The sequence below is a fragment of the Marinimicrobium alkaliphilum genome, from assembly GCF_003259155.1.
Lineage (GTDB): Bacteria > Pseudomonadota > Gammaproteobacteria > Pseudomonadales > Cellvibrionaceae > Marinimicrobium_A > Marinimicrobium_A alkaliphilum.
The window spans coordinates 687936-711691 of sequence record NZ_QGMQ01000001.1 but is presented as its reverse complement, the minus strand read 5'-3'; the positions used below and the strand labels follow the sequence as shown (position 1 = coordinate 711691).

27 protein-coding genes and 1 tRNA gene are annotated in these 23756 nt (G+C 59.8%); 11 read left to right on the top strand and 17 right to left on the bottom strand.

What is annotated here, in order from left to right; all coding sequences use genetic code 11:
• Positions 1-68: 68 nt before the first annotated feature.
• The 7 genes from fabF to DKW72_RS03095 all read right to left on the bottom strand — a co-directional run bounded on the left by fabF (position 69) and on the right by DKW72_RS03095 (position 5508).
• Positions 69-1313, bottom strand: a complete 1245-nt coding sequence (gene fabF / locus DKW72_RS03125) for a beta-ketoacyl-ACP synthase II (RefSeq protein WP_111640832.1) — start codon at positions 1311-1313, stop codon at positions 69-71.
• Between the two features lie 158 nt (positions 1314-1471).
• Positions 1472-1708: an acyl carrier protein gene (gene acpP, locus DKW72_RS03120; RefSeq protein WP_007640684.1), complete on the bottom strand. Its 237-nt coding sequence runs from the start codon at positions 1706-1708 to the stop codon at positions 1472-1474.
• A 242-nt stretch (positions 1709-1950) separates the two neighbouring features.
• Positions 1951-2697 (bottom strand): 3-oxoacyl-ACP reductase FabG, encoded by a 747-nt coding sequence (gene fabG / locus DKW72_RS03115; protein ID WP_111640831.1) that lies wholly within the window; start codon positions 2695-2697, stop codon positions 1951-1953.
• An 18-nt stretch (positions 2698-2715) separates the two neighbouring features.
• Positions 2716-3654, bottom strand: coding sequence for an ACP S-malonyltransferase (fabD, locus tag DKW72_RS03110; RefSeq protein ID WP_111640830.1), 939 nt, complete (start codon positions 3652-3654; stop codon positions 2716-2718).
• Positions 3655-3705: 51 nt separating this feature from the next.
• A complete protein-coding gene (gene plsX / locus DKW72_RS03105; protein ID WP_111640829.1) occupies positions 3706-4713 on the bottom strand; it encodes a phosphate acyltransferase PlsX in 1008 nt (335 codons plus the stop codon).
• 35 nt (positions 4714-4748) lie between these two features.
• Positions 4749-4931, bottom strand: coding sequence for a 50S ribosomal protein L32 (rpmF, locus tag DKW72_RS03100; RefSeq protein ID WP_111640828.1), 183 nt, complete (start codon positions 4929-4931; stop codon positions 4749-4751).
• A gap of 40 nt (positions 4932-4971) precedes the next feature.
• Positions 4972-5508, bottom strand: coding sequence for a YceD family protein (locus tag DKW72_RS03095; RefSeq protein ID WP_111640827.1), 537 nt, complete (start codon positions 5506-5508; stop codon positions 4972-4974).
• A gap of 133 nt (positions 5509-5641) precedes the next feature.
• Here DKW72_RS03095 and DKW72_RS03090 point away from each other — a divergent pair, with 133 nt between their 5' ends.
• Positions 5642-6229, top strand: coding sequence for a Maf family protein (locus tag DKW72_RS03090; protein WP_332835782.1), 588 nt, complete (start codon positions 5642-5644; stop codon positions 6227-6229).
• On the opposite strand, the gene DKW72_RS03085 is transcribed toward DKW72_RS03090, so the two are convergent.
• On the bottom strand, positions 6218-6874 hold the full coding sequence (locus DKW72_RS03085; RefSeq protein ID WP_111640825.1) for an HAD-IIIA family hydrolase: 657 nt from the start codon (positions 6872-6874) through the stop codon (positions 6218-6220). The two genes, DKW72_RS03090 and DKW72_RS03085, sit on opposite strands and share 12 nt — an antisense overlap.
• A 3-nt stretch (positions 6875-6877) precedes the next feature.
• Positions 6878-7885, bottom strand: a complete 1008-nt coding sequence (gene rluC / locus DKW72_RS03080; RefSeq protein WP_111640824.1) for a 23S rRNA pseudouridine(955/2504/2580) synthase RluC — start codon at positions 7883-7885, stop codon at positions 6878-6880.
• A gap of 856 nt (positions 7886-8741) precedes the next feature.
• Between rluC and rne the strand changes: the two genes are divergently transcribed.
• The 7 genes from rne (at position 8742) to DKW72_RS03045 (ending at position 14427) form a co-directional block, all read left to right on the top strand.
• On the top strand, positions 8742-11930 hold the full coding sequence (gene rne, locus DKW72_RS03075; protein WP_111640823.1) for a ribonuclease E: 3189 nt from the start codon (positions 8742-8744) through the stop codon (positions 11928-11930).
• Between the two features lie 122 nt (positions 11931-12052).
• Positions 12053-12143: transfer RNA gene (locus tag DKW72_RS03070), tRNA-Ser, on the top strand.
• Between the two features lie 149 nt (positions 12144-12292).
• On the top strand, positions 12293-12952 hold the full coding sequence (locus DKW72_RS03065) for a Bax inhibitor-1/YccA family protein (RefSeq protein ID WP_111640822.1): 660 nt from the start codon (positions 12293-12295) through the stop codon (positions 12950-12952).
• A 71-nt stretch (positions 12953-13023) separates the two neighbouring features.
• On the top strand, positions 13024-13416 hold the full coding sequence (gene tusD, locus DKW72_RS03060) for a sulfurtransferase complex subunit TusD (RefSeq protein WP_111640821.1): 393 nt from the start codon (positions 13024-13026) through the stop codon (positions 13414-13416).
• A gap of 3 nt (positions 13417-13419) precedes the next feature.
• Positions 13420-13782 carry a sulfurtransferase complex subunit TusC gene (gene tusC / locus DKW72_RS03055; RefSeq protein WP_111640820.1) on the top strand — a complete coding sequence of 121 codons (363 nt, stop codon included), beginning with the start codon at positions 13420-13422 and terminating at the stop codon, positions 13780-13782.
• 1 nt (position 13783) lies between these two features.
• Positions 13784-14092 (top strand): sulfurtransferase complex subunit TusB, encoded by a 309-nt coding sequence (gene tusB / locus DKW72_RS03050; protein WP_111640819.1) that lies wholly within the window; start codon positions 13784-13786, stop codon positions 14090-14092.
• Complete coding sequence (locus DKW72_RS03045) at positions 14089-14427, top strand: TusE/DsrC/DsvC family sulfur relay protein (protein WP_408631097.1); 339 nt, start codon at positions 14089-14091, stop codon at positions 14425-14427. The genes tusB and DKW72_RS03045 overlap by 4 nt, the downstream gene beginning before the upstream one ends.
• Before the next feature lie 347 nt (positions 14428-14774).
• Here the strand turns inward: DKW72_RS03045 and DKW72_RS03040 are convergent, their stop codons facing one another.
• The 7 genes from DKW72_RS03040 to DKW72_RS03010 form a co-directional block, all read right to left on the bottom strand.
• The gene (locus DKW72_RS03040; RefSeq protein ID WP_111640818.1) at positions 14775-16121 is read right to left on the bottom strand and encodes an alanine/glycine:cation symporter family protein; all 1347 of its coding nucleotides are present in this window, start codon (positions 16119-16121) and stop codon (positions 14775-14777) included.
• Positions 16122-16151: 30 nt separating this feature from the next.
• Entirely contained in the window at positions 16152-17195 is a 1044-nt protein-coding gene (locus DKW72_RS03035; protein WP_232522293.1) for a D-cysteine desulfhydrase family protein, read from the bottom strand.
• Between the two features lie 67 nt (positions 17196-17262).
• Positions 17263-17592, bottom strand: coding sequence for a preprotein translocase subunit YajC (yajC, locus tag DKW72_RS03030; protein ID WP_111640817.1), 330 nt, complete (start codon positions 17590-17592; stop codon positions 17263-17265).
• Between the two features lie 172 nt (positions 17593-17764).
• Complete coding sequence (locus DKW72_RS03025; RefSeq protein ID WP_111640816.1) at positions 17765-18208, bottom strand: helix-turn-helix domain-containing protein; 444 nt, start codon at positions 18206-18208, stop codon at positions 17765-17767.
• 279 nt (positions 18209-18487) lie between these two features.
• Positions 18488-18958, bottom strand: coding sequence for a thioredoxin-dependent thiol peroxidase (gene bcp, locus DKW72_RS03020; protein WP_111640815.1), 471 nt, complete (start codon positions 18956-18958; stop codon positions 18488-18490).
• Positions 18959-19013: 55 nt separating this feature from the next.
• Positions 19014-19895: a carbon-nitrogen hydrolase gene (locus tag DKW72_RS03015; RefSeq protein ID WP_111640814.1), complete on the bottom strand. Its 882-nt coding sequence runs from the start codon at positions 19893-19895 to the stop codon at positions 19014-19016.
• Positions 19892-20965: an agmatine deiminase family protein gene (locus DKW72_RS03010; protein ID WP_111640813.1), complete on the bottom strand. Its 1074-nt coding sequence runs from the start codon at positions 20963-20965 to the stop codon at positions 19892-19894. Before DKW72_RS03010 ends, DKW72_RS03015 begins: the two co-directional genes overlap by 4 nt.
• Before the next feature lie 161 nt (positions 20966-21126).
• Between DKW72_RS03010 and DKW72_RS03005 the strand changes: the two genes are divergently transcribed.
• Positions 21127-21624 carry a J domain-containing protein gene (locus DKW72_RS03005; protein ID WP_111640812.1) on the top strand — a complete coding sequence of 166 codons (498 nt, stop codon included), beginning with the start codon at positions 21127-21129 and terminating at the stop codon, positions 21622-21624.
• On the opposite strand, the gene DKW72_RS03000 is transcribed toward DKW72_RS03005, so the two are convergent.
• Positions 21621-22436 (bottom strand): methyltransferase domain-containing protein, encoded by an 816-nt coding sequence (locus tag DKW72_RS03000; RefSeq protein ID WP_111640811.1) that lies wholly within the window; start codon positions 22434-22436, stop codon positions 21621-21623. The two genes, DKW72_RS03005 and DKW72_RS03000, sit on opposite strands and share 4 nt — an antisense overlap.
• A 78-nt stretch (positions 22437-22514) precedes the next feature.
• Here DKW72_RS03000 and DKW72_RS02995 point away from each other — a divergent pair, with 78 nt between their 5' ends.
• Together DKW72_RS02995 and DKW72_RS02990 are read left to right on the top strand one after the other, a co-directional pair.
• Positions 22515-22826 (top strand): GIY-YIG nuclease family protein, encoded by a 312-nt coding sequence (locus DKW72_RS02995; protein ID WP_111640810.1) that lies wholly within the window; start codon positions 22515-22517, stop codon positions 22824-22826.
• On the top strand, positions 22823-23632 hold the full coding sequence (locus DKW72_RS02990) for a tRNA-uridine aminocarboxypropyltransferase (protein ID WP_157960378.1): 810 nt from the start codon (positions 22823-22825) through the stop codon (positions 23630-23632). The genes DKW72_RS02995 and DKW72_RS02990 overlap by 4 nt, the downstream gene beginning before the upstream one ends.
• Positions 23633-23756: the final 124 nt, after the last annotated feature.

Here is a 23756-nt window from a genome sequence, read left to right as displayed (position 1 = left end):
AAGCCCCATTGTAACCAAAAACGCCGACCTGATACCTCAGGTCGGCGTTAGCGTCGACAGCGTGCGGATCAGGTCACCTTGCGGAACAGCAGTGAGCCGTTGGTACCGCCAAAGCCGAAGGAGTTGGACAAGACCGCGTCGATGGCCATCTCCTGGGCCGTATGGGGCACCAGGTTGACGCCCCGGCAGTCCTCATCGACGTTGTCCAGGTTGATGGTCGGCGGCGCGACCTGGTCGCGGATCGCGAGCACACTGAAGATCGCCTCCACCGCACCGGCGGCGCCCAGCAGGTGGCCAATCATGGACTTGGTAGAGCTCACCGCCACTTGATCCACGGCGCTGCCCATAATCGATTTCACCGCCTGACACTCGGCGCGGTCACCCGCCTGGGTCGAGGTACCGTGGGCATTGATGTAGTTGATCGCGTCCACCGGAATGCCCGCATCCTTGACCGCATTGCGCATGGAGGCCGCAGCGCCGGCGCCGTTTTCCGGCGGCGAGGTCATGTGGTAGGCGTCGCCGCTCATGCCAAAGCCCACCAATTCGGCGTAGATCTTGGCGCCGCGCGCCTTGGCGCGCTCGTATTCTTCAAGTACCAGCACACCCGCGCCGTCGCCCAGCACAAAGCCGTCCCGGTCCTTGTCCCAGGGGCGGCTCGCGGCCTTCGGGTCGTCGTTGCGTGTGGACAGTGCCCGTGCCGCGGCAAAGCCGCCCAGGCCCACCGGGGTGGTCGCCATTTCGGCACCGCCCGCGACCATGACATCGGCTTCGCCATGCATGATCATACGTGCGGCGAAACCAATGCTGTGGGTACCGGTAGTACAGGCCGTGGTAATGGCGATGTTCGGACCCTGCATCCCATACATGATCGACAGGTTACCGGCAATCATGTTGATAATGGCACCGGGCACAAAAAAGGGCGAAATCCGTCGCGGCCCCTTGGTATCAATCGTATGGGTTCCGTCTTCGATGGAGCCGATACCGCCAATACCTGAACCGATGGACAGACCCATGCGTGGGGCGTCTTCCTCGGTCACTTCCAGGCCGGCATCGCGAATGGCCTGGATACCGGCCACCATCCCGAACTGGATGAAGGGGTCCATCTTGCGCGCATCCTTGACCGGGTAGTAGCCCTCTACGGAAAAATCCTTCACCGAGGCACTGAACTGGGTGGTAAAGGCCGAGGCATCAAACTGCGTGATCGGTGCCATACCGCTCTTACCGTTAACAATACCGTCCCAGGTATCGGCAACGGTATTACCCAGTGCACTCACCATCCCCAAACCGGTTACCACAACTCTTCTACGCGACACGTCTGTTACTCCGCAACTATAAATAGCGACTATTGGCTGCCACTATGGGCCAATATCAACCAATAGCTGGGCTGAGTAGCACCCGGCCCAAAAGAAAAAGCCGTACTATTTCTCAATAATACGGCTTCGGGAAGTTTGGCAATCAGCTTGCCAGCAACTTACGCCAGATTGGCATTGATGTAATCGATGGCCAACTGAACGGTGGTGATCTTCTCGGCTTCTTCGTCCGGAATCTCGGTTTCAAACTCTTCTTCCAGAGCCATTACCAGCTCTACGGTATCCAGAGAATCGGCACCAAGGTCTTCAACAAAAGAAGCTTCGTTCTTAACTTCGTCTTCTTTTACACCCAGTTGCTCAGCAACGATTTTTTTAACGCGTTCTTCAATGCTGCTCATGACTTATATAAACTCCTAGTAGGTAGTATCGACGAGCCGTTCCCCGATCCGAGCCGGGTAAGGCTCCTGAACTTGCTACGGCCAAAATCGACGCGCATTTTACATCGAATTTAACCCGGTTGTAATGCGTCCAACCAAAAAACTTGGAAAGTTTCGCAAAAAACCAGCAAAAACAGGCACTTGCGATTGTTCAGCAAGCCCTTTCCAACACCCCGACAGCGCCTGCCGGGGCATCTCGGCCATCACGACATATACATGCCGCCATTGACCTGAATAGTTTCACCGCTGATGTAACCGCCGGCATCGCTGGCCAGAAAGACCACCACAGACGCAATTTCCTCCGGTTTACCCAGACGCCCTAAGGGAATCTTAGCCAATAACTGCGCTTTTTGCTCGTCCGGCAGCCCCTTGGTCATATCGGTATCGATAAAACCCGGTGCAACGGTGTTAACGGTGATATTACGCGAACCCACTTCAGCCGCAAGGGAGCGCGCAAACCCGGACACACCGGCTTTGGTGGCGGCGTAATTGGATTGGCCCGGATTGCCCATGGAACCCACCACCGAGCTGATATTGATGATGCGGCCCCAGCGGTTTTTCATCATGCCCCGCAGCACCGCTTTGCTCAAGCGGTAAATCGAGCTGAGATTGGTATTGATCACATCAAACCACTCATCTTCGCTCATGCGCATCAAAATATTGTCTTTGGTGATCCCGGCATTGTTAACCAGAATCTCGGGCGTTCCGAACTGCGCCTGAACCTCTTTCAGCAGTGCCGCGACCGAGTCAGCGTCGGTGACGTTGAGCACCATACCGACACCGGTAATGCCGTTTTCTTTCAGGCGCTCAGAAATTTTTTGTGCACCATTTTCACTGGTGGCCGTTCCAATGACCACAGCACCGGCTGCACCCAATTGATCCGCAATGGCGGCGCCGATACCACGACTGGCACCGGTCACAACAGCCACTTTGTTGTCCAATTTAAACATGACTTTTCCTCAAAGGATTTAGGCGTTTTCCAAAACCGCTTGCACCTCGTCCGCTGTTTCCATGGACAGAGCATTAAGACTTTTATCGATGCGCTTGGCCAAACCGGACAATACTTTTCCAGGGCCACACTCTACGGTAGTCGTCACGCCTTTAGCCTGCAAAGTTTGCACGCACTCGACCCAACGCACCGGGCTGTAAATCTGTTCAATCATCAGCGCCTTGATGGCCGCTGGATCCTGCTCCGTTTGGGCAGTCACATTGTGCACCACCGGCGTTTGCGGCGCCGAAAATTCGGTCGCTTCAATTTGTGCCGCCAGGTTATCCGCCGCCGGACGCATCAGTGCCGTATGGAAGGGCGCACTCACAGGCAAAGCCAGAGCGCGCTTGGCACCCGCTTCTTTGCACAGCGCAATGGCGCGATCAACTGCCGCCGCCGCCCCGGCAATCACCACTTGGCCGGGAGAGTTGAAGTTGACCGCAGAGACCACTTCACCTTCCGCCGCCTGCTCACAGGCCGAGACAATCTGCTCGTCGCTCAAACCGATAATAGCTGCCATAGCGCCCTTGCCAGCGGGCACAGCCTCCTGCATAAATTTGCCGCGCTGCTGCACCAGTTTCACGGCATCTTTGAACGCGACCACACCGGCGCACACCAACGCGGACCACTCGCCCAGGCTGTGCCCCGCCATCAGCGCCGGTTGCGCACCACCCTGAACTTGCCAGACGCGCCATACTGCAACGCTGGCAGTCAACAACAGGGGCTGGGTACGCTCGGTCAAATTGATCGCATCCTGGTCGCCATTCTGTACCAGATCCCACAAATCGTAACCCAGCACCTCGGAGGCCTCGGCAAAGGTCTCGGTGACCACCGGATAGTTCGCCGCAAGATCTGCGAGCATGCCAATTTTTTGGGAGCCCTGCCCCGGAAAAACAAAAGCAAGATTGTCTTGTGTCATATGTGCTCTTCTTTTGGTTTATCAACTAACGTATCGAAAATAGGTCGTCCGTTACGCGCTGTGCAAACGTTGCCGAATCAGCCCGGGCAGATCGCGCGCGACTTGCTCACGGGCCACTTGCAGCGCCTGGAAAAAACTGTCCGGGTCCGCACTGCCGTGACTTTTCACCACGGTGCGGCGCAAACCCAAAAAACTCGCGCCGTTGTAACTGCCCGGGTTCAGCTCTGCGCGCAATCGGCGCAATGCCGGGCGCAGGGCCAGCGCCAGCATACGGTAGATCCAGCGGCGGGAAAGATGGTGCTCCACCTTCCTGGCAATCAGCCGCGCCACACCTTCGCTTGCCTTGAGCGCGATATTGCCCGAGAGTCCATCGCACACCACCACATCCACGGCGCCACTATAAAGGCTATTAGCTTCAATATAGCCCGTATAATTCAATCGCGCATCAGCGCGCAACGCTCTGTCTGCGGCCTGCACCAACGGTGTACCCTTGCCGTTCTCAACCCCGATATTGAGCAGGGCCACCTTGGGCGATGTCACACCTGACGCCGCAGCAAGCACACTACCCATCAAGGCGAACTGATGCAACTGCTCGCAGGTGCACACCAGATTGGCGCCCAGATCAAGCATATAGCAATCGCCCACCTCGACTGGCATGGACTTGCAGATCGCCGGCCGGTCGACGCCGTCAAAGGTTTTCAGCAGATAGCGGCTCATGGCCGCCAGCGCGCCGGTGTTACCGGCACTGACACAGCCATCGGCCTCACCATCACGGACCAGCTCCAGGGAGCGCCACATGGACGAGCTGTGCTGATGACGCAGGGCGTAAAGGGGATCGGCATCCATCGCGACCACATCGGGTGCATGGACGATTCGCAAACGGGAAGGGAGAACAGCGCAATGGGGCTGAAGCTCTCGCTCAAGCAGGGCTTTATCGCCTACCAGGGAGATTTCAAGCAGCGGACAGGCGTCAACCGCCCGCAGCGCTGCCGGAATAGTACTGCGGGGACCGAAGTCCCCGCTCATAGCATCGATCGCTATGCGAATTGCTGCAGTCAAGAGGTCAGCATCCTGACCTGCCAGCGGCAGGAATGTTACTCGTCGTTGCCAGTATCCACGACCTTGCGGCCACGGTAAAAGCCATCGGCAGTCACGTGGTGACGCAGGTGCTTCTCACCGGTGGTGGAATCGACGGACAGAGTCGGTCCAGTCAGCGCGTCGTGTGAACGACGCATACCGCGTCTGGAACGGGTTTTCTTGCTTTTCTGAACGGCCATGATGTGCTCCTATACAAAGTAAGACTGAAGCCGGGGCGCCTCAGGATTTCGGCGAGCCCTTAAGTTGCTCCAGAATGTGAAACGGGTTCTTTTCCGACGCTTGCTCTACCACTGGCTCGCCACTACTGAACAGTGCATCGTCGATACACGGCTCCTCATGATAAGCCACGACAGGCATCGCCAATAACAATTCTTCTTCGACCACCACGTAAAGATCCGTCTGCCCTTCGCCCACTTGCCAGGGCTCCAGGTATTTGGGCAACGCCTTGGCCTGCTCTTCGGTCCAGACGATCGCCAGTGTGGTCTCGGCCTCGATAGGGACCGTTACCGACTCCAGGCAACGCTGGCACTCGAGATTGAGCTCGGCCGCAACATGGCTGGTCATCACGCGCTTGCCCTCTTCACTGAACCCGAACGCCAGGGTGACACGCACCGGGCTCTGGGCGCCGTCTACCACATCGGCAATCCGGGGCAGCTTCTCCACCGGAATAACACCGGTCAAGGTGATGCCCTGCTGCGCAAATTTGCGCGGGTCAGCCTGGCGCGGTAACAGCTTGTCAGAGGGGGTCTTCAACATAAGCGCGCAATAATAGGGATCTGCCCTGCATCTGTCAAAAGAAAAAACGCACAAACGCCGCTCAAATGGGCTTTTCCGCTAAAATACCGGCATTTGGTCGACTCGCGCCCCATTTGCCATAGGAGTTTTGCTTGTGCCGCTGATTCTCGCCTCCGGCTCCCCTTACCGCCGCCAGCTGCTGGAGCGTCTGGGACTGGCCTTCGAGTGCCACTCTCCGGACGTCGATGAGCGCCCCCAAGCCAGCGAAGCGCCGGACGCCCTCGCCCGCCGCCTGGCCGAGCGCAAGGCGCGGGCTCTCGCACCGCTTTACCCCGACAGCCTGATTATCGGCTCCGACCAGGTCGCCGCCCTGGATGACGGACGACCGCTGGGCAAACCCGGCTCACCTGAGCGGGCCCGGTCGCAACTGCGCGCCGCCCGCGGCCGCTGGCAGACGTTTTACACCGGTCTGTGCCTGCTGGACACCGGCAGGGACACTGCACACACCCTGTGCGAGACCTTCAAGGTCAAATTTCTGCCCCTGACTGACGCTCAAATCGACGCCTATATTGCGCGCGAGCAGCCCCTGGACTGTGCCGGCAGTTTTAAAGCAGAAGGTCTGGGAATTGCGCTGTTTGAGCGCATGGAAGGGCGCGACCCCAGCACCCTGATCGGATTGCCGCTGATCGCGCTGGTCGAGCTGTTGCGCCAGGCGGGTATCGACCCGCTTCTAGCTCCCTGAGCCGGCTAGCCGCTCCCAGGCCGCCAACTCAGCAAAGACATCCATACACAGGGCGGGCTCATAGGGTCTGAGCCGGTCGATATGGTGGGCCCCGTAGCTGACCGCAATCCGGGGCATCGCCACCCGGCGCGCCATATCCATATCGTATTCCGTATCACCCACCATCACCGCCTCGCCCGCGGGCCGACCAAAGTGCGCTAACAACTCCTCCAGCATCTGGGGCTGAGGCTTGGAAGCGGTTTCGTCCGCGCAGCGGGTCTCGTGGAAAAAGCCGTCCAGATCCAGCTGCGTCAGAATCCGGTCCAGGCCGCGCCGGCTCTTGCCGGTAGCCACCGCCAGGGTGTAGCCGTCATCACGCAGGCGGGTCAGGGTTTCCATGACGCCGGGGAAGAAGGCCGAAGGCCGGGCGGTGTCCTCGGTGACAAAATTGTGCGCGTAGCGCTCGCGCAGTGCACCCCAGGCCTCCGGGCCATGCTCGGGAAACAGCTCGGTGAGCGCCTCGGGCAGTCCCAGACCGATAATGTTGTGGACCTGATGGTCCTCGGGCACCCGCCACCCCAGATCCCGGGCCGACTGCTGCATCACCTGGGTGATCTTGCCGGTGGAATCGCTCAGGGTGCCATCCCAATCAAAAATCAATAACACATCTCACCTCAAAAACTTCGCCAACGCCGCTGCCAGATCCTCTGCCAAAGGCGCCTCCACCCAGGTCAGCTGCTCCTCGCCCGGCAGATAAAAGCCCAGCGCCGCCGCATGCAGAAACAAACGCTTGACCCCCTGGGACTTGAGGGCCCGATTGACCGCGTCATCACCGTACTTCTCATCCCCGGCCAGACTGTGCCCCACGTACTGCGCATGCACCCGAATCTGATGGGTGCGCCCGGTGATCGGTTGAGCCTCCACCAGGGTAAAGCCCGGATAGGCCTGCAACACCTTAAAGCGTGTCAGACTCGGCTTGCCCTCCGGATGCACCTTGACGATACGATCGCCGGCGGCCGTTTCCATGCGCTTGAGCGGCGCCTTGACCTGGGTCTTACGCGCAGGCCAGTCCCCGATCACCAGGGCCTGGTAATGCTTGCGAATGCCACTGGCATCCTTATTCCGGAACGCCGCCTGCAAATGGCGCAGCATACTGCGCTTCTTGGCCACCATGATGCAGCCCGAGGTATCCCGATCGAGCCGGTGCACCAACTCCAGAAACCGCGCCTCCGGGCGCATCTGTCGCAACACCTCAATCAACCCCAGGCTCACGCCACTGCCGCCGTGCACCGCCAGCCCCGGAGGCTTGTTGACGATCAGCAGACCGTCATTCTCAAACACAATGGCGTCCTGCAACTGCCGGGTCAGCTGGTCGCTGGGCTTGGCCGGCGGCGCCCGCTCAGGCAGACGCGCCGGCGGCACGCGCACCACATCGCCAGCCTGAAGCCGGTAGTCGGGCTTGATGCGACCTTTATTCACCCGCACCTCGCCCTTGCGCACCATATTATAGACGCGCGCCTTGGGCAGCCCCTTGAGACGGGCCATCAGAAAGTTGTCCAGGCGCTGCCCCGCCTGATCGGCGTCTATCTCCAGCCATTGCACCTGACTGATGGCGCCAGAGCTGGCGGGAGGCTTGGGGGCAGCACGGGACTTGGATGAATGCGGTCGGGATGTCATAGCCCGGCATGATACCGCAAAATACTCAGTGCCGGTGAGTCCGGTGTCGGGGAGCGGGTAGGCTCTTCCAGGACCGTCTGCCGGCTGGACGACCCACAGGGACCGGGTTCACGGCGTGTCCCGGAAAGGTATACCCGCTCCCGACGCCCCGCAAAAAACTCCGGCAGTGAGCGATAAATAGCCGAAAACATTGAAGATTCTTGGCTTAACTGCTATATTCCAGCGTGCTGGGACAGGCAGGTTTCCGGACAACGCGTGAAAGTAAGAGGCGTGTCGCTAGGAAATACCGCTGACAGCACCGAGGTTGCACCGATGAGTTATCCAAGCCGGGCACCTACCCAGAACTGACAAACGGTGTTATCGCAATGAAGCGCTAATACCCCTTTTGACGATTGTGCCCACAAGCCAGTAGCCAATCGCCAGTACTCTGTACGTGTTTTGTAGAATCGCTTTTAGGAGCTTGCGGTGCCCGCACGGTGCCCACTAGGCCAGGACGAAAGGCCGCGCACGGCGCTGATTCAAGCCCGACGCCGCCCCGCCTGTGAAGTCGTCAACCGACGCGCCCGCAAGATCAACCACCAACGCCCTGCCCCACACGCGGCAGCGCAAGGCGCCTCAGGGCGAGACTAAAGTGAAAAATGGGAACAGCATTGTCTAATCAGAGCCGACAAGACCACCTGCCACCGGGGGCGACTGTGCCTACCGGGCAGCGCCTGAGCCGATAACACTGCCCCGCCAACCGCTGGCGCGAGCGGATGATCGTAGCGCGCCAGTCCATACGGTTGCACAAAACACCGCAGTACCTGCCGATTGATTACCCGGCTGTTGGGCACCTTAACCAACAACTAGGTAACACATGAAAAGAATGCTTATCAATGCAACTCAGCCCGAAGAGTTGCGCGTTGCGCTGGTCGATGGCCAATGGCTGTACGACCTCGACATCGAAAACCGCAATCGCCAAACCAAAAAATCCAACATCTATAAAGGTCGCATCACCCGCGTCGAGCCCAGCCTCGAAGCCGCCTTCGTCGACTACGGCGCCGAGCGCCACGGCTTTTTGCCGCTCAAGGAAATCGCCCGCGAATACTTCTACAAGAACCCCGGTGAACTCGACGGCCGCCTGAAAATCAAGGACGTGGTCAAGGAAGGCACCGAGGTCATTGTCCAGGTCGACAAGGAAGAGCGCGGCAATAAAGGTGCCGCCCTCACCACCTTCGTCAGCCTCGCCGGACGCTACCTGGTCCTGATGCCCAACAACCCCCGTGCCGGCGGTATTTCCCGCCGTATTGAGGGCGAAGACCGCGCCGAGCTGCGCGACGCCCTGTCCGCCATTGAGATGCCCCAGGGCATGGGCGTGATCATTCGCACCGCCGGTGTCGGTCGCAGCGCCGAAGAACTGCAGTGGGACCTCAACTACCTGCTGCACCTGTGGAGCTCCATCGACGACGCCGCCAAGGACGCCAAAGCGCCCGCCTTCCTGTTCCAGGAAAGCAACGTCATCATCCGCGCCATCCGCGACTACCTGCGCCAGGACGTAGGCGAAGTGATCGTGGACAACAAAGAGGCCTACGACCTGGCCTCCACCTTTGTTGAGCAGGTCATGCCCAACTTCCGCAGCAAGGTCAAGCTGTACGAAGACGACATCCCCCTGTTCAATCGTTACCAGATCGAGAGCCAGATCGAGACCGCCTTCCAGCGCGAAGTCAAACTGCCCTCGGGCGGCTCCATTGTGATCGACGTCACCGAGGCTCTGGTGTCTATCGACATTAACTCCTCGCGCGCCACCAAGGGCAGCGACATCGAAGAAACCGCGCTGCAGACCAACGTGGAAGCGGCCGACGAAATCGCCCGCCAGCTGCGCCTGCGCGATATGGGCGGCTTGGTAGTCATCGACTTTATCGACATGCAGCCGGTGCGCAACCAGCGCGAAGTGGAAACCCGCATGCGCGACGCCCTGGCCATGGATCGTGCCCGGGTCCAGATTGGTCGCATCTCCCGTTTTGGTCTGCTGGAGATGTCCCGTCAGCGCCTGCGCCCGTCCCTCGGCGAAGTACACTCCAAGGTCTGCCCGCGCTGTAACGGCCAAGGCACCATTCGCGGTACCCGTTCACTCGCCCTGTCCATCCTGCGTCTGGTGGAAGAGGAAGCGCAGAAAGAGCGCAGCGCCGAGATCCGCGCCATTGCGCCGGTGACTGTGGCCACCTACCTGCTGAATGAAAAACGCAAAACCATTTCCAACATCGAGCAGCGCAACAAGACCCGTGTTGTGATCGTGCCCAATGCCGAAATGATGACCCCGCACTTTGAAGTCCAGCGCTTGCGTGACGACGACGAAGGCACCCTGGAAACCAGCTACAAAATTGTCGTGAGTCTGGACGAGCACACCGGTGAAGAAGTGGTTAACGACAGCAAACCGCTGCCGGTCGCTCAGCCGCTGGTTCAGCCTACGGCACCGACTCAGCCCGCGCCCGAGCCGACACCACCGAAACCGGAGCCCGGCCTGTTCTCGCGTCTTATAGCGGCAATCAAGGCGTTGTTCAAAAGCGAAGAAGAGGAAGCGCCCAAAAAACGCAACCAAAGCCGTCGCAACGAACGTGGCGGTCGCAACAGCGGCAACAACAATAGCCGTCGCCGTGGCGGCCGTCGCAACAACAGCGAAGGCCGCAACGACAACCGCAGCAATAAGCGCGACGACCAGAACACAGCCGACAACAAGGCCAACACTGAGAACAAAGGCAACGCAGACAACAAGGGCAATGCCGAGAACAAGGGCGACAAACCATCCGAAAACCGTGAAGGCGGCAATCGCCGTGGCGGACGCAATCGCCGCCGCGGTGGACGTCGTGACGGCAATGAGGCCAACCGCAACGAGCCGCGCGACAACAATCGCACGGATCAGCGCGACGAGCAGGAAAAGGACAAGCAGAAGCAGGTCGCTCAAGCCGACGAGCCTGCCGCGCAAAGTACGCCTGAAAGCAATGAACAAGAGCAAGGTGGAGACAACCAACCGCCAAAACGCCCGTCAGGTCGTAAGCCTCGCCAACGCCGTCGTCGTCGCGATCAAAGCGATGGCCGTGATCTGGAAAAGGTAGGCAACAAAGCAGCCGAAGCGGAGATTGAAGCGCAGGCACAGGAAGAAGCAACCAAAGCTGAGCAGCCCAAGGCTGAGACCGCACAAACGCCCCGGAGCGAGACCGCCGAAAGCGCCAAGCAGGCCGAGTCCAAGGCGGATTCCAAACCGGAGTCCAAGCCGAAAACCGAGCAGGCTTCAGAAGCTCGTCAGGCTCTGCCTCGGGTCAGTCAACGTCAGGTCAATGAGCCGCGCCGCGAGGCCGAAGCGAAGACCAGCGATGCAGCACCTGAGCAGCCCAAGGCGACAGAACCTGCTCCGGCGCAACCGGAAACCAGCGCGCCGGAAGTGAACAAGGACGCGCCGGTAGCCGACGCCGATGACGACAAAATCCGCGAAGCCAATGCCCAGGAGTTGCGCGCATTGGCCGAGCAGGTGAACCAGGCGATCAACGCTCAGCGCGAAACCATGGGAGACCCCGAGGCGGAAGAAGCCCCGGTAGTCCCCGCTGCCGATAGCGCTGCCGAGGTTCAAGCGGAGTCCGCTGTCGCCCGTGCCGCGCGACTGGCATCGCGCCCGGAAGCTGAAGATCAGGCCGAAGTGCAGCCTGAAGTCGAAGCCGAGCCCGAAGCGGATGCACAACCGAAAGCTCAGGCTGACGCGCAAGCGGATAGTGCTGTTGAAGCCGACGTCGAGGCAGAGCCCGTGGCCGAGCCTGAGGCAGACGTGGTCACGCCGACTCCGAAGGCGGCCCCGACAGCACCTCAAGCCAAGGTTGATGGCAAGGCGCCACGCGCCAGCAATGATCCACGCCTGGCCCCGAAACCGCTGAGCAAGGTCGAGATTGTCACCGAGACCCTCGAACGCCCTCAGGCGCAGGCACTGGACACCAGCCAGCCGCCCGCCGTTGAGTATCAGCCGCGCCCCGTCGCCCGGCCTACCAACGATCCGCGCAAGAAGAACGAAGAGGCTTGATTACCCGTTGATCAAGATGCTCAGGTAACGCACGAGCAGACCGAAAAAGGTGAATAAGATCGCGATTTTATTCACCTTTTCTCTTGTGCAACAGCCTGAGGCATGTATAATTTGCCCCGTTCGGAAGGGTGGCAGAGCGGTTGAATGCAGCGGTCTTGAAAACCGCCGTAGGTTAATAGCCTACCCAGGGTTCGAATCCCTGCCCTTCCGCCATACAGAAAACCGCCGCACGCGAGTGCGGCGGTTTTTTTATGCGCGAACTCTTGCCACAATGCCTGTCTAAGCCCCTGACGACCTTGGCTTTTCCCGGCCAGCTTAGGTATGATTAGCCCAGACATTGATACTCAAAACGGAGATTTGCCATGCAAGAACTCTACAACACACAGTCGGCCACCAGCGAGCAACAACTCGCGGTCAGTCGGGTGCTGCGCAACACCTACATGCTGTTGGCCATGACCCTGGCATTCAGCGCCGTCACCGCTGGTGCCGCCATGGCTATGAACGTCGGCTTCCTCGGCCTGTGGATGTTACTGCCCTACTTCGTTTGTCTGTTTATGGTCGAGAAAACCAAAAACAGCACCGCTGGCCTCTTCTGGGTCTTTGCCCTCACCGGTTGGCTCGGTTTCAGCATCGGCCCGATGATCAACTACGTCGCTGCCAACGCCGGCTATGAACCCATTATCATGGCACTGGGCGGTACCGCCCTGATTTTCTTCGCCATGTCCGGCTATGTGCTGACCACCCGCAAGGACTTGTCCTTTATGGGCGGCTTCCTGACCATTGGTATTCTGGTGGCCTTTATCGCCGCTATCGCCAACTACTTTTTCCAGATTCAGGGCATGTCACTGGCCATCAGCAGCATGTTCCTGCTGCTCGGTTCAGCCATCATCGCCTGGCAGACCAGCGCGATCATTCACGGCGGTGAGCGCAACTACATCTCCGCCACCGTGACTCTGTTCGTCATGCTGTACAACATCTTCTCCAGTCTGTTGCACCTGATCATGAGTTTCTCGCGCGACTGAGCCCGGGCAGCGCTTCAGACAGACCTGAAAGACAAGCCCCGCATCGTCGGGGCTTTTTTGTGGACCAGCCCATGAAATTTGCCATCGCCGTTCACGGCGCCCCCCATACCAGCCAGGCCAGTGCCAGCGCCTACCGGTTCGCCCGCGCCCTTCTTGACGAAGGCCACGAACTCTACCGGGTATTCTTTTACCGCGATGGCGTACACAACGGCAGTGCTCTGGCCGCACCACCCCAGGACGAACAGGACCTGACCGCAGACTGGCAGACACTGGCGCGCACCCACAACGTCGACTTGCTGGTCTGTATCGCCGCCGCCCTGCGCCGGGGCATACTCAATGCCGATGAAGCCGAGCGCTATGCCAAACCGGCCGCGAACCTCGCTCAGGGCTTTGAACTCGGCGGCCTGGGGCAACTGGTGGACGCCGCCGTGCACGTCGATCGCCTGATCACCTTTGGAGCCTGAGCCATGCGCCGTCAACTCCTGTTTATCAATCGTCATTCGCCCTACGGGGAGAGTGTCGCGCGCGACGCCCTCGACGCGGTAATGACCGCCGCCGCCTACGACCAGCACATCAGCCTGCTGTTTTTGGACGACGGGGTCTTCCAACTGCTCGTCGGACAGGCGCCCGGAAGTATCGCCCAAAAGAGCCTGGGAGCGAGCCTACCAGCCCTCCCCCTATACGAGGTTGAGGATATTTATGTACACTTGGGGTCTCTTCAAGCCCGTGGCCTGTCGCCCGAGGACCTGATTCTCGAGTCCGTGACCCTGCTTGACGACGCCGCCGTACAGGCGCTGAGGGCGCGTCAGGACCACATTCTGAGTTTTTGAAATGAGCACTTTACACACGGTCAACAAGTCGCCGTTCAACCACGCGACCCTGAGTCAGTGCGCACGCCTGTGCCACGATCAGGATGCCATTGTACTGCTCGAAGACGGTGTCTACGGTGCCCTCACCAGCTCCCCGTGCGCCACCGACCTGGCGAGCCTATTGGCCCGCGGCGTCGCCCTGTTCGCCCTGGAGTGTGACCTCAGGGCTCGCGGCCTGGAGGCTCGCTTGCTGCCCGGCATTCAGGTTACCGACGAGCGCGGCTTCGTACGCCTCAGCCTTGAGCACAAAACCTTGCAGAGTTGGTATTGAGCGTGGTGTTGATTGTGGATGCGCGCGAGATTGCCACCGACAAGGATGGCTATTTGAAGCGACTGGAGGACTGGGATCCCGAAGTTGCGGAGCAGTTGGCACGCGCGGAGGGCATTACCCTCAGTCCTGCCCATTGGGAAGTGATTACGCTGCTACAGGATTTTTACCGGGAGTTTGAAATCGCCCCGGCCATGCGTCCGCTGGTAAAGCGCACCCGGCAGGTCTTGGGGGACGACAAAGGCAACAGTATTTATTTACAGCAGCTGTTTCCCCCCAGCCCCGCGCGTATTGCCAGTAAAATTGCCGGGTTGCCGCGCCCGGCGAATTGTTTGTAGAACCGTTGGTTTTGCAGGGTCGGCGCGACAGGAGTCCATGGTGATGAGGCCGCTGCCTCAGGTGTCGGATTACGCTGCGCTAATCCGACCTACTGGATGCATTGTGCCATTGGTATGGCGGCGTGCTGCTTCTGTCGGATTACGCCCTGCGGGCTAATCCGACCTACTGGATGCATTGTGCCATTGGTCTGGCCTGATGGCATTTTCTGTCGGATTACGCTGCGCTAATCCGACCTACTGGGTGCATTGTGCCATTGTTCGAGTAGGTCGGATTAGCCGAAGGCGTAATCCGACAATGCGGCACCACACGCCCAAACGCGCGCCCGCTTCACCCAACCTAAACCTTCTTATTTCCGGGCGGAAAAATACCCGCGACTCAAACGCATCACCACCGGACTCAATAACAACAACGCGATCAGGTTGGGCAAGGCCATCAAACCATTAAGCGTATCCGCCAGCAACCAGACAAACTCCAGCGTCGCCAAAGCCCCGCCCATAATCGCCACCACCCACAACACCCGGAACGGTGTAATCGCCTTACGACCCACCAGATATTCCCAGCAGCGCTCGCCAAAATAACTCCACCCCAACAGCGTACTGAACGCAAACACCACCAGTGCCACCGTCATAATTTCCGCGCCCACCGAGGGCAGCGCCGCGCGGAATGCCATGGCCGTCAACTCGGCGCCACTGGCTCCAGAATCCCAGACACCGGATGCAATAATTGCAAGTGCAGTCATCGTGCAAACAACAATGGTATCGATAAAGGTACCGGTCATGCCGATCAGACCCGAGCGCACCGGGCTATTCGTAGTTCCTGCAGCCTGCGCAATACCTGCCGTACCGAGACCGGCTTCATTGGAAAAGATCCCCCGGGCGACCCCAAACTGGATCGCCACAATCACCGCAGCACCGGCAAAACCGCCGGTGGCGGCTGCGGGCGTAAAGGCATGGGTCACAATCAACGCCAGGGCCGACGGAATATTCTGCACAAAAATGCCCAACACCACGAGGGTCGCTGCCATATAGGCGAGGCACATAAACGGCACCAGCCAGGCCGCCACCTGACCGATCCGGCGAATGCCGCCCAGGATGACCAGGCCCACCAACACCGTTACCACTACACCGGTCAGCCACGGTGGAATAGCAAAGGTCGACGCCAGCGCGTCGGCCATGCTGTTGACCTGCACCATATTGCCGATCCCGAACCCGGCCAAACCGCCGAACACCGCAAACAGACCACCGAGCCATAGCCAGCGCCGCCCCAAACCATTCTTGATGGCGTACATGGGTCCACCCACCGGATCGCCCTCGGCGTTCTTCTCCCGGTAGTGCACCGCCAAAACCACCTCGGCATACTTGGTGGCCATACCCACCAGAGCGGTGCACCACATCCAGAAAATCGCCCCCGGGCCACCCCAGGTGATCGCCGTCGCCACACCCGCGATATTACCCGTGCCCACCGTTGCCGCGAGCGATGTCATCAGCGCCTGAAAGGGACTGATCGCACCCAGTTTGTCATCGTCCGCTTTGCGATCCTGCCAGACCAGGCTCAGCGCCAGCCACAGGCGCCGTAGCGATAAAAAGCGCAGTGCCAGGGTCAGAAACAGCCCCGTCCCCAGAATCATAATCAACATGGGTGGGCCCCAGACCCAACCATTGAGGGTCGACACCGCGTTATTCAGCCAGGCCATTTATCATCCTTTGTCGTTTAGAGGTAAACCTTAGCGACGCCACCAACCCAATGCGTCGGCCAGTTGTTCGCGCTGCGGAAACAACCCGAAGACGCCGCCGGTGTGCACAAACACCAGATGTTCAGCACCGCCAAAGCGTCCGGCCTTCAACTCCTGGAGCAACCCATGAAAGGCCTTACCGGTGTATACCGGATCGAGCACCAGGCCTTCGGTGCGCGCCAATAACGCGATAGTGTCAAAGACCTCGGGCTCGGCGAGCCCGTATCCCGGGCCAATGTAAGCGTCATTGATCTCAGGGTCCCGCCAACCGCCGTCGGGGGTGGCCGGTGTAAAACGGGCCTCCCAGGCCTCCACATCTTCCCGGTAGCGGCGCTGGAAGTATTTACGGTCATCACACACCGCCATACCCAGCACCGGCACATCGGGACAATAGACCTGGTGCCCCAGCGTCAGACCCGCGTGGGTGCCCCCTGAGCCTGTGGCGCAGATGACGGCGTCAGGCCTAAAGCCCGCCGCCCGGTAGTCCTCGGCCAGCTCGGCACTAGCGTTGATATAGCCCCACAGGCCCCAGGCGTCACTGGCGCCCGTCGGAATCACCCAGGCTTTACCGCCTTTCGCCTCGGTCTCCCTGGCAATGGCGGCCATACGCTCATCGCGCTCCAGGGCATAGCGTGCCGGGGCCAGACAATGGACCTGTGCCCCTGCGAGCTGACTGAGCAGCAGGTTGCCGTCCACCACGCCGCTCCGACGCAAGCCCCGTAACACCAGGTGTACCTTGAGCCCGAGCTGAGCGCCGAGCAGCGCCGTCGCTCGGCAATGGTTGGATTGCAGACCACCGCAGGTAATCAGGGTATCGCAGCCCTCAGCCAGCGCCTGAGCCAGTACGAATTCAAGTTTACGGACTTTGTTGCCGGACAAGAGCGAACCGGTCAGGTCATCGCGTTTAACCCAAAGTCGGGGACCACCGAGTTGGCTCGACAGACGTTCAAGGGGTTGCAAGGGGGTCGGCAATTGCGCGAAGGCGCGCCGGGGAGGCATTTCAAAGGGCGTTGGCGATGCACTGGATTCGACCATGATCACACACCGGAAAAGTTATCGCACCGCCCGCAGGCGGTGCTCTCGGCCAGCCAAAGCTGGCGCCTTATACAGACTTGATGGTGCCTTTGGGCAGTACCGCGTGTACGGCGACCTTCTGGAACTTGAGCTCAACATTGTTGCCCACGTCCAGAATGATGTAGTCCTCGTCCACCTTGGTGATTTTACCCAGCATACCACTGCTCATTACGATTTCGTCGCCCTTGTTCAGGGAGCCGACCAGCGCCTGGTGCTCTTTTTGACGCTTGCGCTGCGGACGGATAATAAAGAACCACATAAAGACAAACAGACCCACAAACATGATCACGGTGATCATCGGGTTGCCTTGGGGGGCGGCCCCGTCTTGTGCCATTGCAGCAGGAATCAAAAACTCCATCAATCTAACCTCTTGTCGTTAAGTCGCTTGTTACAGGGGGAATTGCAAACGCGTTTACTCTACCCTGTTTGGTCCGGGCAGGCAATCGAAAGACAGGCAGGAGAGTTCCGCAAGACATTGAATGCAGAGCTAAAAACGCTGACGGCCCATCAGGGCCGTCAGTGGGAAAGGATCAGGCGTAGTCGCGAAACAGCTTGCGAAACACACTCGGCGATAGGCCGGTCCAGCGCTTGAACGCATTGGTGAAACTGGTGCGATCGGAAAAATCCAGGGCCTTGGACACCGCATCGACACTCATATGCTGGTCAATCAGAAACTTGATCGCATAATGAAAGCGCAACGAGTCGCGCAACTGGGCAAAGTTCTCACCCTGTTGCTGCAAGCGGCGTTGCAGGGTGCGTTTGGACATGTCCATATCCTGGGCAATCACGTCGATCGCCAGGGACTGGGTGCCAATGCGCTTTTGCAGGGCTTCAAGCACGTCAGTACCCACACCGTCGGTGCGCGGTATCTCTGCCAACTCCACGTACTCGTGGTAGGAACGAATTCCCGGCGTTGCAAAGCTGTTTTCTGAAAATCCAGGATCCATATCCTGAATACGCTGTAATTGAATCATACAGGCCTCTCCTTATGCCAAAATAGGGCATGGTTTTGACTCGGTTAAAGAACTAACGCCGCCTCCGGCGACTCTTCATCTGAGTGGGCGATAACCCATACCTCAACACCCGCTCAGTCCCTCGCAATGCCAGCGCGCCCAAGAGCCCGTTAACATATAACGCCAAGTATAGGGTAATATGCGCCAGGATACAGGGGCGATTTTGTAAAAAAGTGTCCCACGTTACGACGAACATCACATTTTGAACAAAAAACCACTATACGCCGCTTCTCGGCAGGGCTAAAGGTTCTCTTTGATATAAGCAAGCACGTCCTGGTCATGGGTTTTGGTCTTAACCTTATCCATCACATGCTGCAACCGCCCTTCCTTGTCGATGATAAAGCTGGTGCGCAAAATCCCCATGAACTCACGCCCCATAAACTTCTTCAGGCCCCAGACCCCGTACTTTTCGGCCACCGCAAGATCCGGGTCGGACAGCAGGGTGAAATTCAGGTCCTGCTTGTCCGTAAACTTCTGCAGCTTGGCGGGCTCGTCCGGGCTGATCCCGAGAACCACCGTATTCAGGGCCTCGAACTCAGCTTTGGTGTCGCGAATACCGCAGGCCTGCACCGTGCAGCCGGGGGTAGAGGCCTTGGGGTAGAAGTAGACCACCACGTTCTTGCCCCGGAAGTCCTTCAGGCTCACCTTGTCGCCCTGCTGATCGTTGAGGGTGAAGGCCGGTGCCAGATTACCCACTTTCGGAAATGCCATAATCAGATAACTCCTTGAATGTGTTGATTTATACGCCGCAAGCACCCACGACAGATCAATCGCGATAGATTTTAAGCAGATCGCCGTAGTGATCCACGCGCCGATCCCGCAAATAGGGCCATATGCGCCGGACTTGCTCGCTCCGCGCCAGGTCGATGCTGACCACCTCGGTCACCTCAGACTCAGTGCCGGACTGGAACAGGAACTCACCCTGGGGCCCGGCCACAAAGCTCGTGCCCCAAAACTGGATACCCGCGCCGCCGTTGGGATCGGCCTCGTGCCCGACCCGGTTGACGCTGACCACGGGTACGCCGTTGGCAACGGCATGGGCACGCTGGATGGTCACCCAGGCATCGCGCTGGCGCGCCTGCTCCTCGGCGGTATCGTTGGGATCCCAACCGATCGCCGTCGGGTAAATCAGCAGCTCGGCGCCGGCCATGGCCATCAGGCGTGCACCTTCCGGAAACCACTGATCCCAACACACCAGCACTCCCAACTTGCCCACGGAGGTCTGGATCGGTTCAAAACCCAGGTCGCCGGGCGTGAAGTAGAACTTTTCATAAAACCCCGGATCGTCCGGAATATGCATTTTGCGGTACTTGCCCGCAATCTCACCGGTTTTTTCCAGCACCACCGCGGTGTTGTGGTAGAGCCCGGCGGCACGCTTCTCGAACAGGGAGGTGACGATCACCACCCCCAGCTCCTTCGCCAGCGCGCCCAGCTCATCGGTGCTGGGGCCGGGAATGGTCTCGGCCAGATCAAATTCATCGGTGGACTCGTGCTGGCAAAAGTACAGGCCCCGGTGCAGCTCCTGCAACACCACCAGGTCAGCGCCGTCGGCCGCGGCGGCGCGAATACCGGCGATGGATTTATCCAGATTGGCTCGGGTATCCGCCGTACAGGCGTGCTGAACCAGGCCCACAGTCAATTCAGTCATGGCGCGTAGAGAACTCCTTCAGGAATTTGCATGGTAGAACAGTGCAGGCTGCCGCCCTGCTCAATGAGCGTAGCACAGGGAATACCCAGGATCTCGTAGCCCGGGAAAGCTTGCGAGACCTGTTCCAAGGCATCATCGTCGCTCGGGCAGTCGTACAGCGGTACCAACACCGCACCGTTGATAATCAGAAAATTGGCGTAAGTGGCGGGCAGCCGTCCCCCGTCCTCCCGTTCACTCAGGTGAACGCCGGGCCAGGGCAGCGGCACCAGGGTATAGGGCTCGCCGTCAGCGTTGGTCATGGCCTTGAGCTCCTCTTCCATGGCGCTCAGCTCGGCATAGTGGCTGTCGTCCGGGTCATCGCACTGCACGTAGGCGATGACATTGCCCGGACACAGGCGCGCCAGGGTATCGATATGACTGTCAGTATCGTCCCCTTCCAGGTGCCCGTGGCGCAGCCAGTTGACTTTGCGGACGCCAAAAGCCGCCTTCAGCCGCGCTTCGATGGCTTCGCGGCTAAGTCCGGGGTTGCGATTGGGGTTGAGCAGGCAGACCTCGGTGGTAAGCAGGGTCCCCTGCCCGTCCACCTCGATGGACCCACCTTCAAGGACCCAGTCCTGCTCGGCCCGCTCGGCGCCCGGGAAGGCGCCCCGATCGGACAATTCGCCGGTGATGCGATTGTCCAGCTCAGCGGCAAACTTGCCCCCCCAGCCATTGAAACCAAAATCCAGCAAACGTGGACCGTCCGGCGTGAGCACCGTCAGCGGCCCGTGATCGCGCGCCCAGGTGTCGTTGCTCGGTACCGGATACAGGTGCACCGACTCCATGGGCACGGTCATGGCCTCCAGGCGTGCGCGAATGGCATCCTCCTCGCCCTCGGGCACGGCGAGGATCACATCCGCATAGTCGACAATCACCGTCACCAGTGCCTCGTACAGGGGCAGCACGTCGTCGAGCAGCCAGTCCCAATCGGTGCCAGCATGGGGCCAGGTCAGCAAAACCGCATCCTGGGGCTCCCACTCGGCGGGCAGGCGCTGAGCCGGGGTTTCGGCGGTAGCCGGTGGAGTCACCATCAATACAACCTCGTGCGGATAAAAGGCGGCATTATACAGGCAGATACCTCGCAATGTTCAGCGCATCGATTCGGGTTGGGGACAAATACCTCGTTGTGACTTCTCAGACACAGTAAGACCGTTATAATGGCCGCACACCCACCGCCCCGAACAGAGCTTCTATGATTCAGCTGATTGGTATCGCCCTACTGATATTCGCCTTCTTTATGGCGCGCCGTCGCTATTACAGCCTGCCGCCCAAGGAACGGCGGGCGTATCTGGTGCAATACGGGCTGATTGTCATCTTCCTGGTACTGGTCTTGCTGACCGCCACCGGACGCATCCACTGGATCGGCGCGGCCATCGGCGGCCTGCTCCTGTTTGTGAAAAGTAGCGCGGGCCTGCTGATGCAGCTTTACCCGCTGTGGCAGGCCCGGCGCCAGAAAAAACAGCAATCCGGTGCGGGCGGCAATGCCGTCGTCTCCAGCAGTACCCAGGAGGCCATGGATGTGTTGGGATTGAAAGGCAATATCAAGAACGGCGAAATCACCCGCGAGATGATCATCGACGCCCACCGCCGGTTGATGCAGAAGCTGCACCCCGATCGCGGCGGCAACGACTACCTGGCGGCAAAGATCAACGATGCCAAAGAGACGTTATTGAAGGCCGTTGAGGGCTAAACCCGCCTCGCCACCACATGCTGATAGCGCCCCAACGACCGGTAGGGCTCCTGATCCGAATACTCCACCTCCAGCGCCAGTAAATCCTCCGGGCTGCGCTCCAGAATCTCGCGCCCGGCGATGTAGTCGTGGAACACCCGCACGCCGCTGACACTCAACACCTCAAGCGGCTGTATCGCCAGCCAGCCCTGAACCTCAACCGGGTCGAGCGGATGCAAAGGCGTCAGGCTGCGTGGATCACCCCGGTAAGTCTTGCTCGCCACCTTGCGAAAATTGCCCCGCAACAAATTGCGGTACACCAGCGAATGGCGGTTATAGAAGGTCAACGACAGATAGCCGCCGGGGCACAGGTGGGGCATCAATGTCGGCAACAGGGTCTCAGGCTCCGCCAGCCACTCCATCAGCGCGTGTGCCAGCACCAGGTCAAAGGGCTGCGCGTCGGGCAGAAGCGTCCCCAACGATTGCACCGAACCGTGTACCAACTGGACCCGATCTTCCAGTCCTTCCTGAGCCACCTTGTCGGCGGCCAGGTCGAGCATCTTGCGGGAGATATCGCAGATCACCACCGAGTGTCCGGCCCGCGCCAGAGCCAAAGAAAATGCGCCCGAACCACCCCCAGCGTCCAGCACCCGCCAGGGGCGCGCAGGTACCGAGTCCGCAAAGGGCGTCACCGGCACCTGTCGGGCAAAATCCCGCTCCAGCACCGCCAGGCGAATCCGGCCCTTGAGCCCGCCGTAAATTTTGCGTTCAAAGCGCTCGGCCAGATCGTCAAAATTGCGATCCTGGGGAGACTCTGGAGGAACAACAGCCATGGCAACAACCCGCGAGAAAACGTGGCCCGGATTATCCCCAAAGGTCCGCACCCACACAAGCTATGGTAAGCTTCGGCCATGAGTCACGAGTGGCAGGTTTACATCATTCTCAGCAGCGACAATCAGCTCTACACCGGTATCACCACCGACATCGAGCGGCGCTGGCGCGAGCACACCCGGGGTAAGGCCGGCGCACGCTATTTTCGCGGGCGGACGCCAGCGCAGCTGTGCTACCTGGAAACCGGCCACGACCGGAGCAGCGCCAGCCAGCGGGAAGCCGCCATCAAGAAACTGAGCCGCGCACAGAAAAACACCCTGATTGCCAGCCGTCCGCGCCCGACCCAACCCGGGACGGCCGACATGCCCACCGCCGAGGCCGTGGCCGGGTGAGTCGCGCCCTCTGCCCGCGCTGCGAGCGCCCCGCCAAAACCTGCCTGTGCGACTGGATTACCTCAGCGGCCAATAAGGTGGAGTTGCTGATCATCCAGCACCCGCTGGAGACTCGCCAGGCGAAAAACACCGCCGCCCTGCTGCACCTGAGTCTGGCGCACAGTGAAGTACTGGTGGGAGAAGCCTTCGACCCGGACGCGCTCGCCGGGCACCTTGAGCGCGACGGGAAAACCAGCGTGCTCCTTTATCCGGGCGAACCGGAAGGATTGGATGGTTTGGGTGCCTCAGTGTCGGATTACGCGCTGCGCGCTAATCCGACCTACTCAAACATCGGCGCACCCTGTCGGATTACGCCTTCGGCTAATCCGACCTACTCGCACACTGGCACCCTGTTTCCAGTAGGTCGGATTAGCCCGCAGGGCGTAATCCGACAACCCGCATCCAACCCCAACACTGGCACCCCGTCCCCCGTAGGTCGGATTAGCCCAGAGGGCGTAATCCGACAAGACGCCGCCCATCTCCGCCTGGTGGTGCTCGATGCCACCTGGCGCAAAAGCCGCAAACTCTTGCACCTCAACCCGGCGCTAGGACGACTGCCCCGGCTCAGCCTCGAGCACACCCCGCCCTCGCGCTACCGCATCCGCAAGGCGCACCAGCCGAATCAGCTTTCCACTTTGGAGGCAAGTTGTTACGCTCTCTCTCTTTTGGAACAAGGCGCGGTGGATTACACGCCTTTGCTGGACCGGTTTGAGGATTACATGGCCCGCTTGGCGGGATTCGGGTTTGGTGGCGCCTCGGAAACCTAGGGTGCCTCATTGTCGGATTACGCCCTCTGGGCTAATCCGACCTACTGGGGACGATGTCCCCCTAACGGGCATTGGGTGCGCTTTGTCGGATTACGCTCCGCTAATCCGACCTACTGGAAACAGG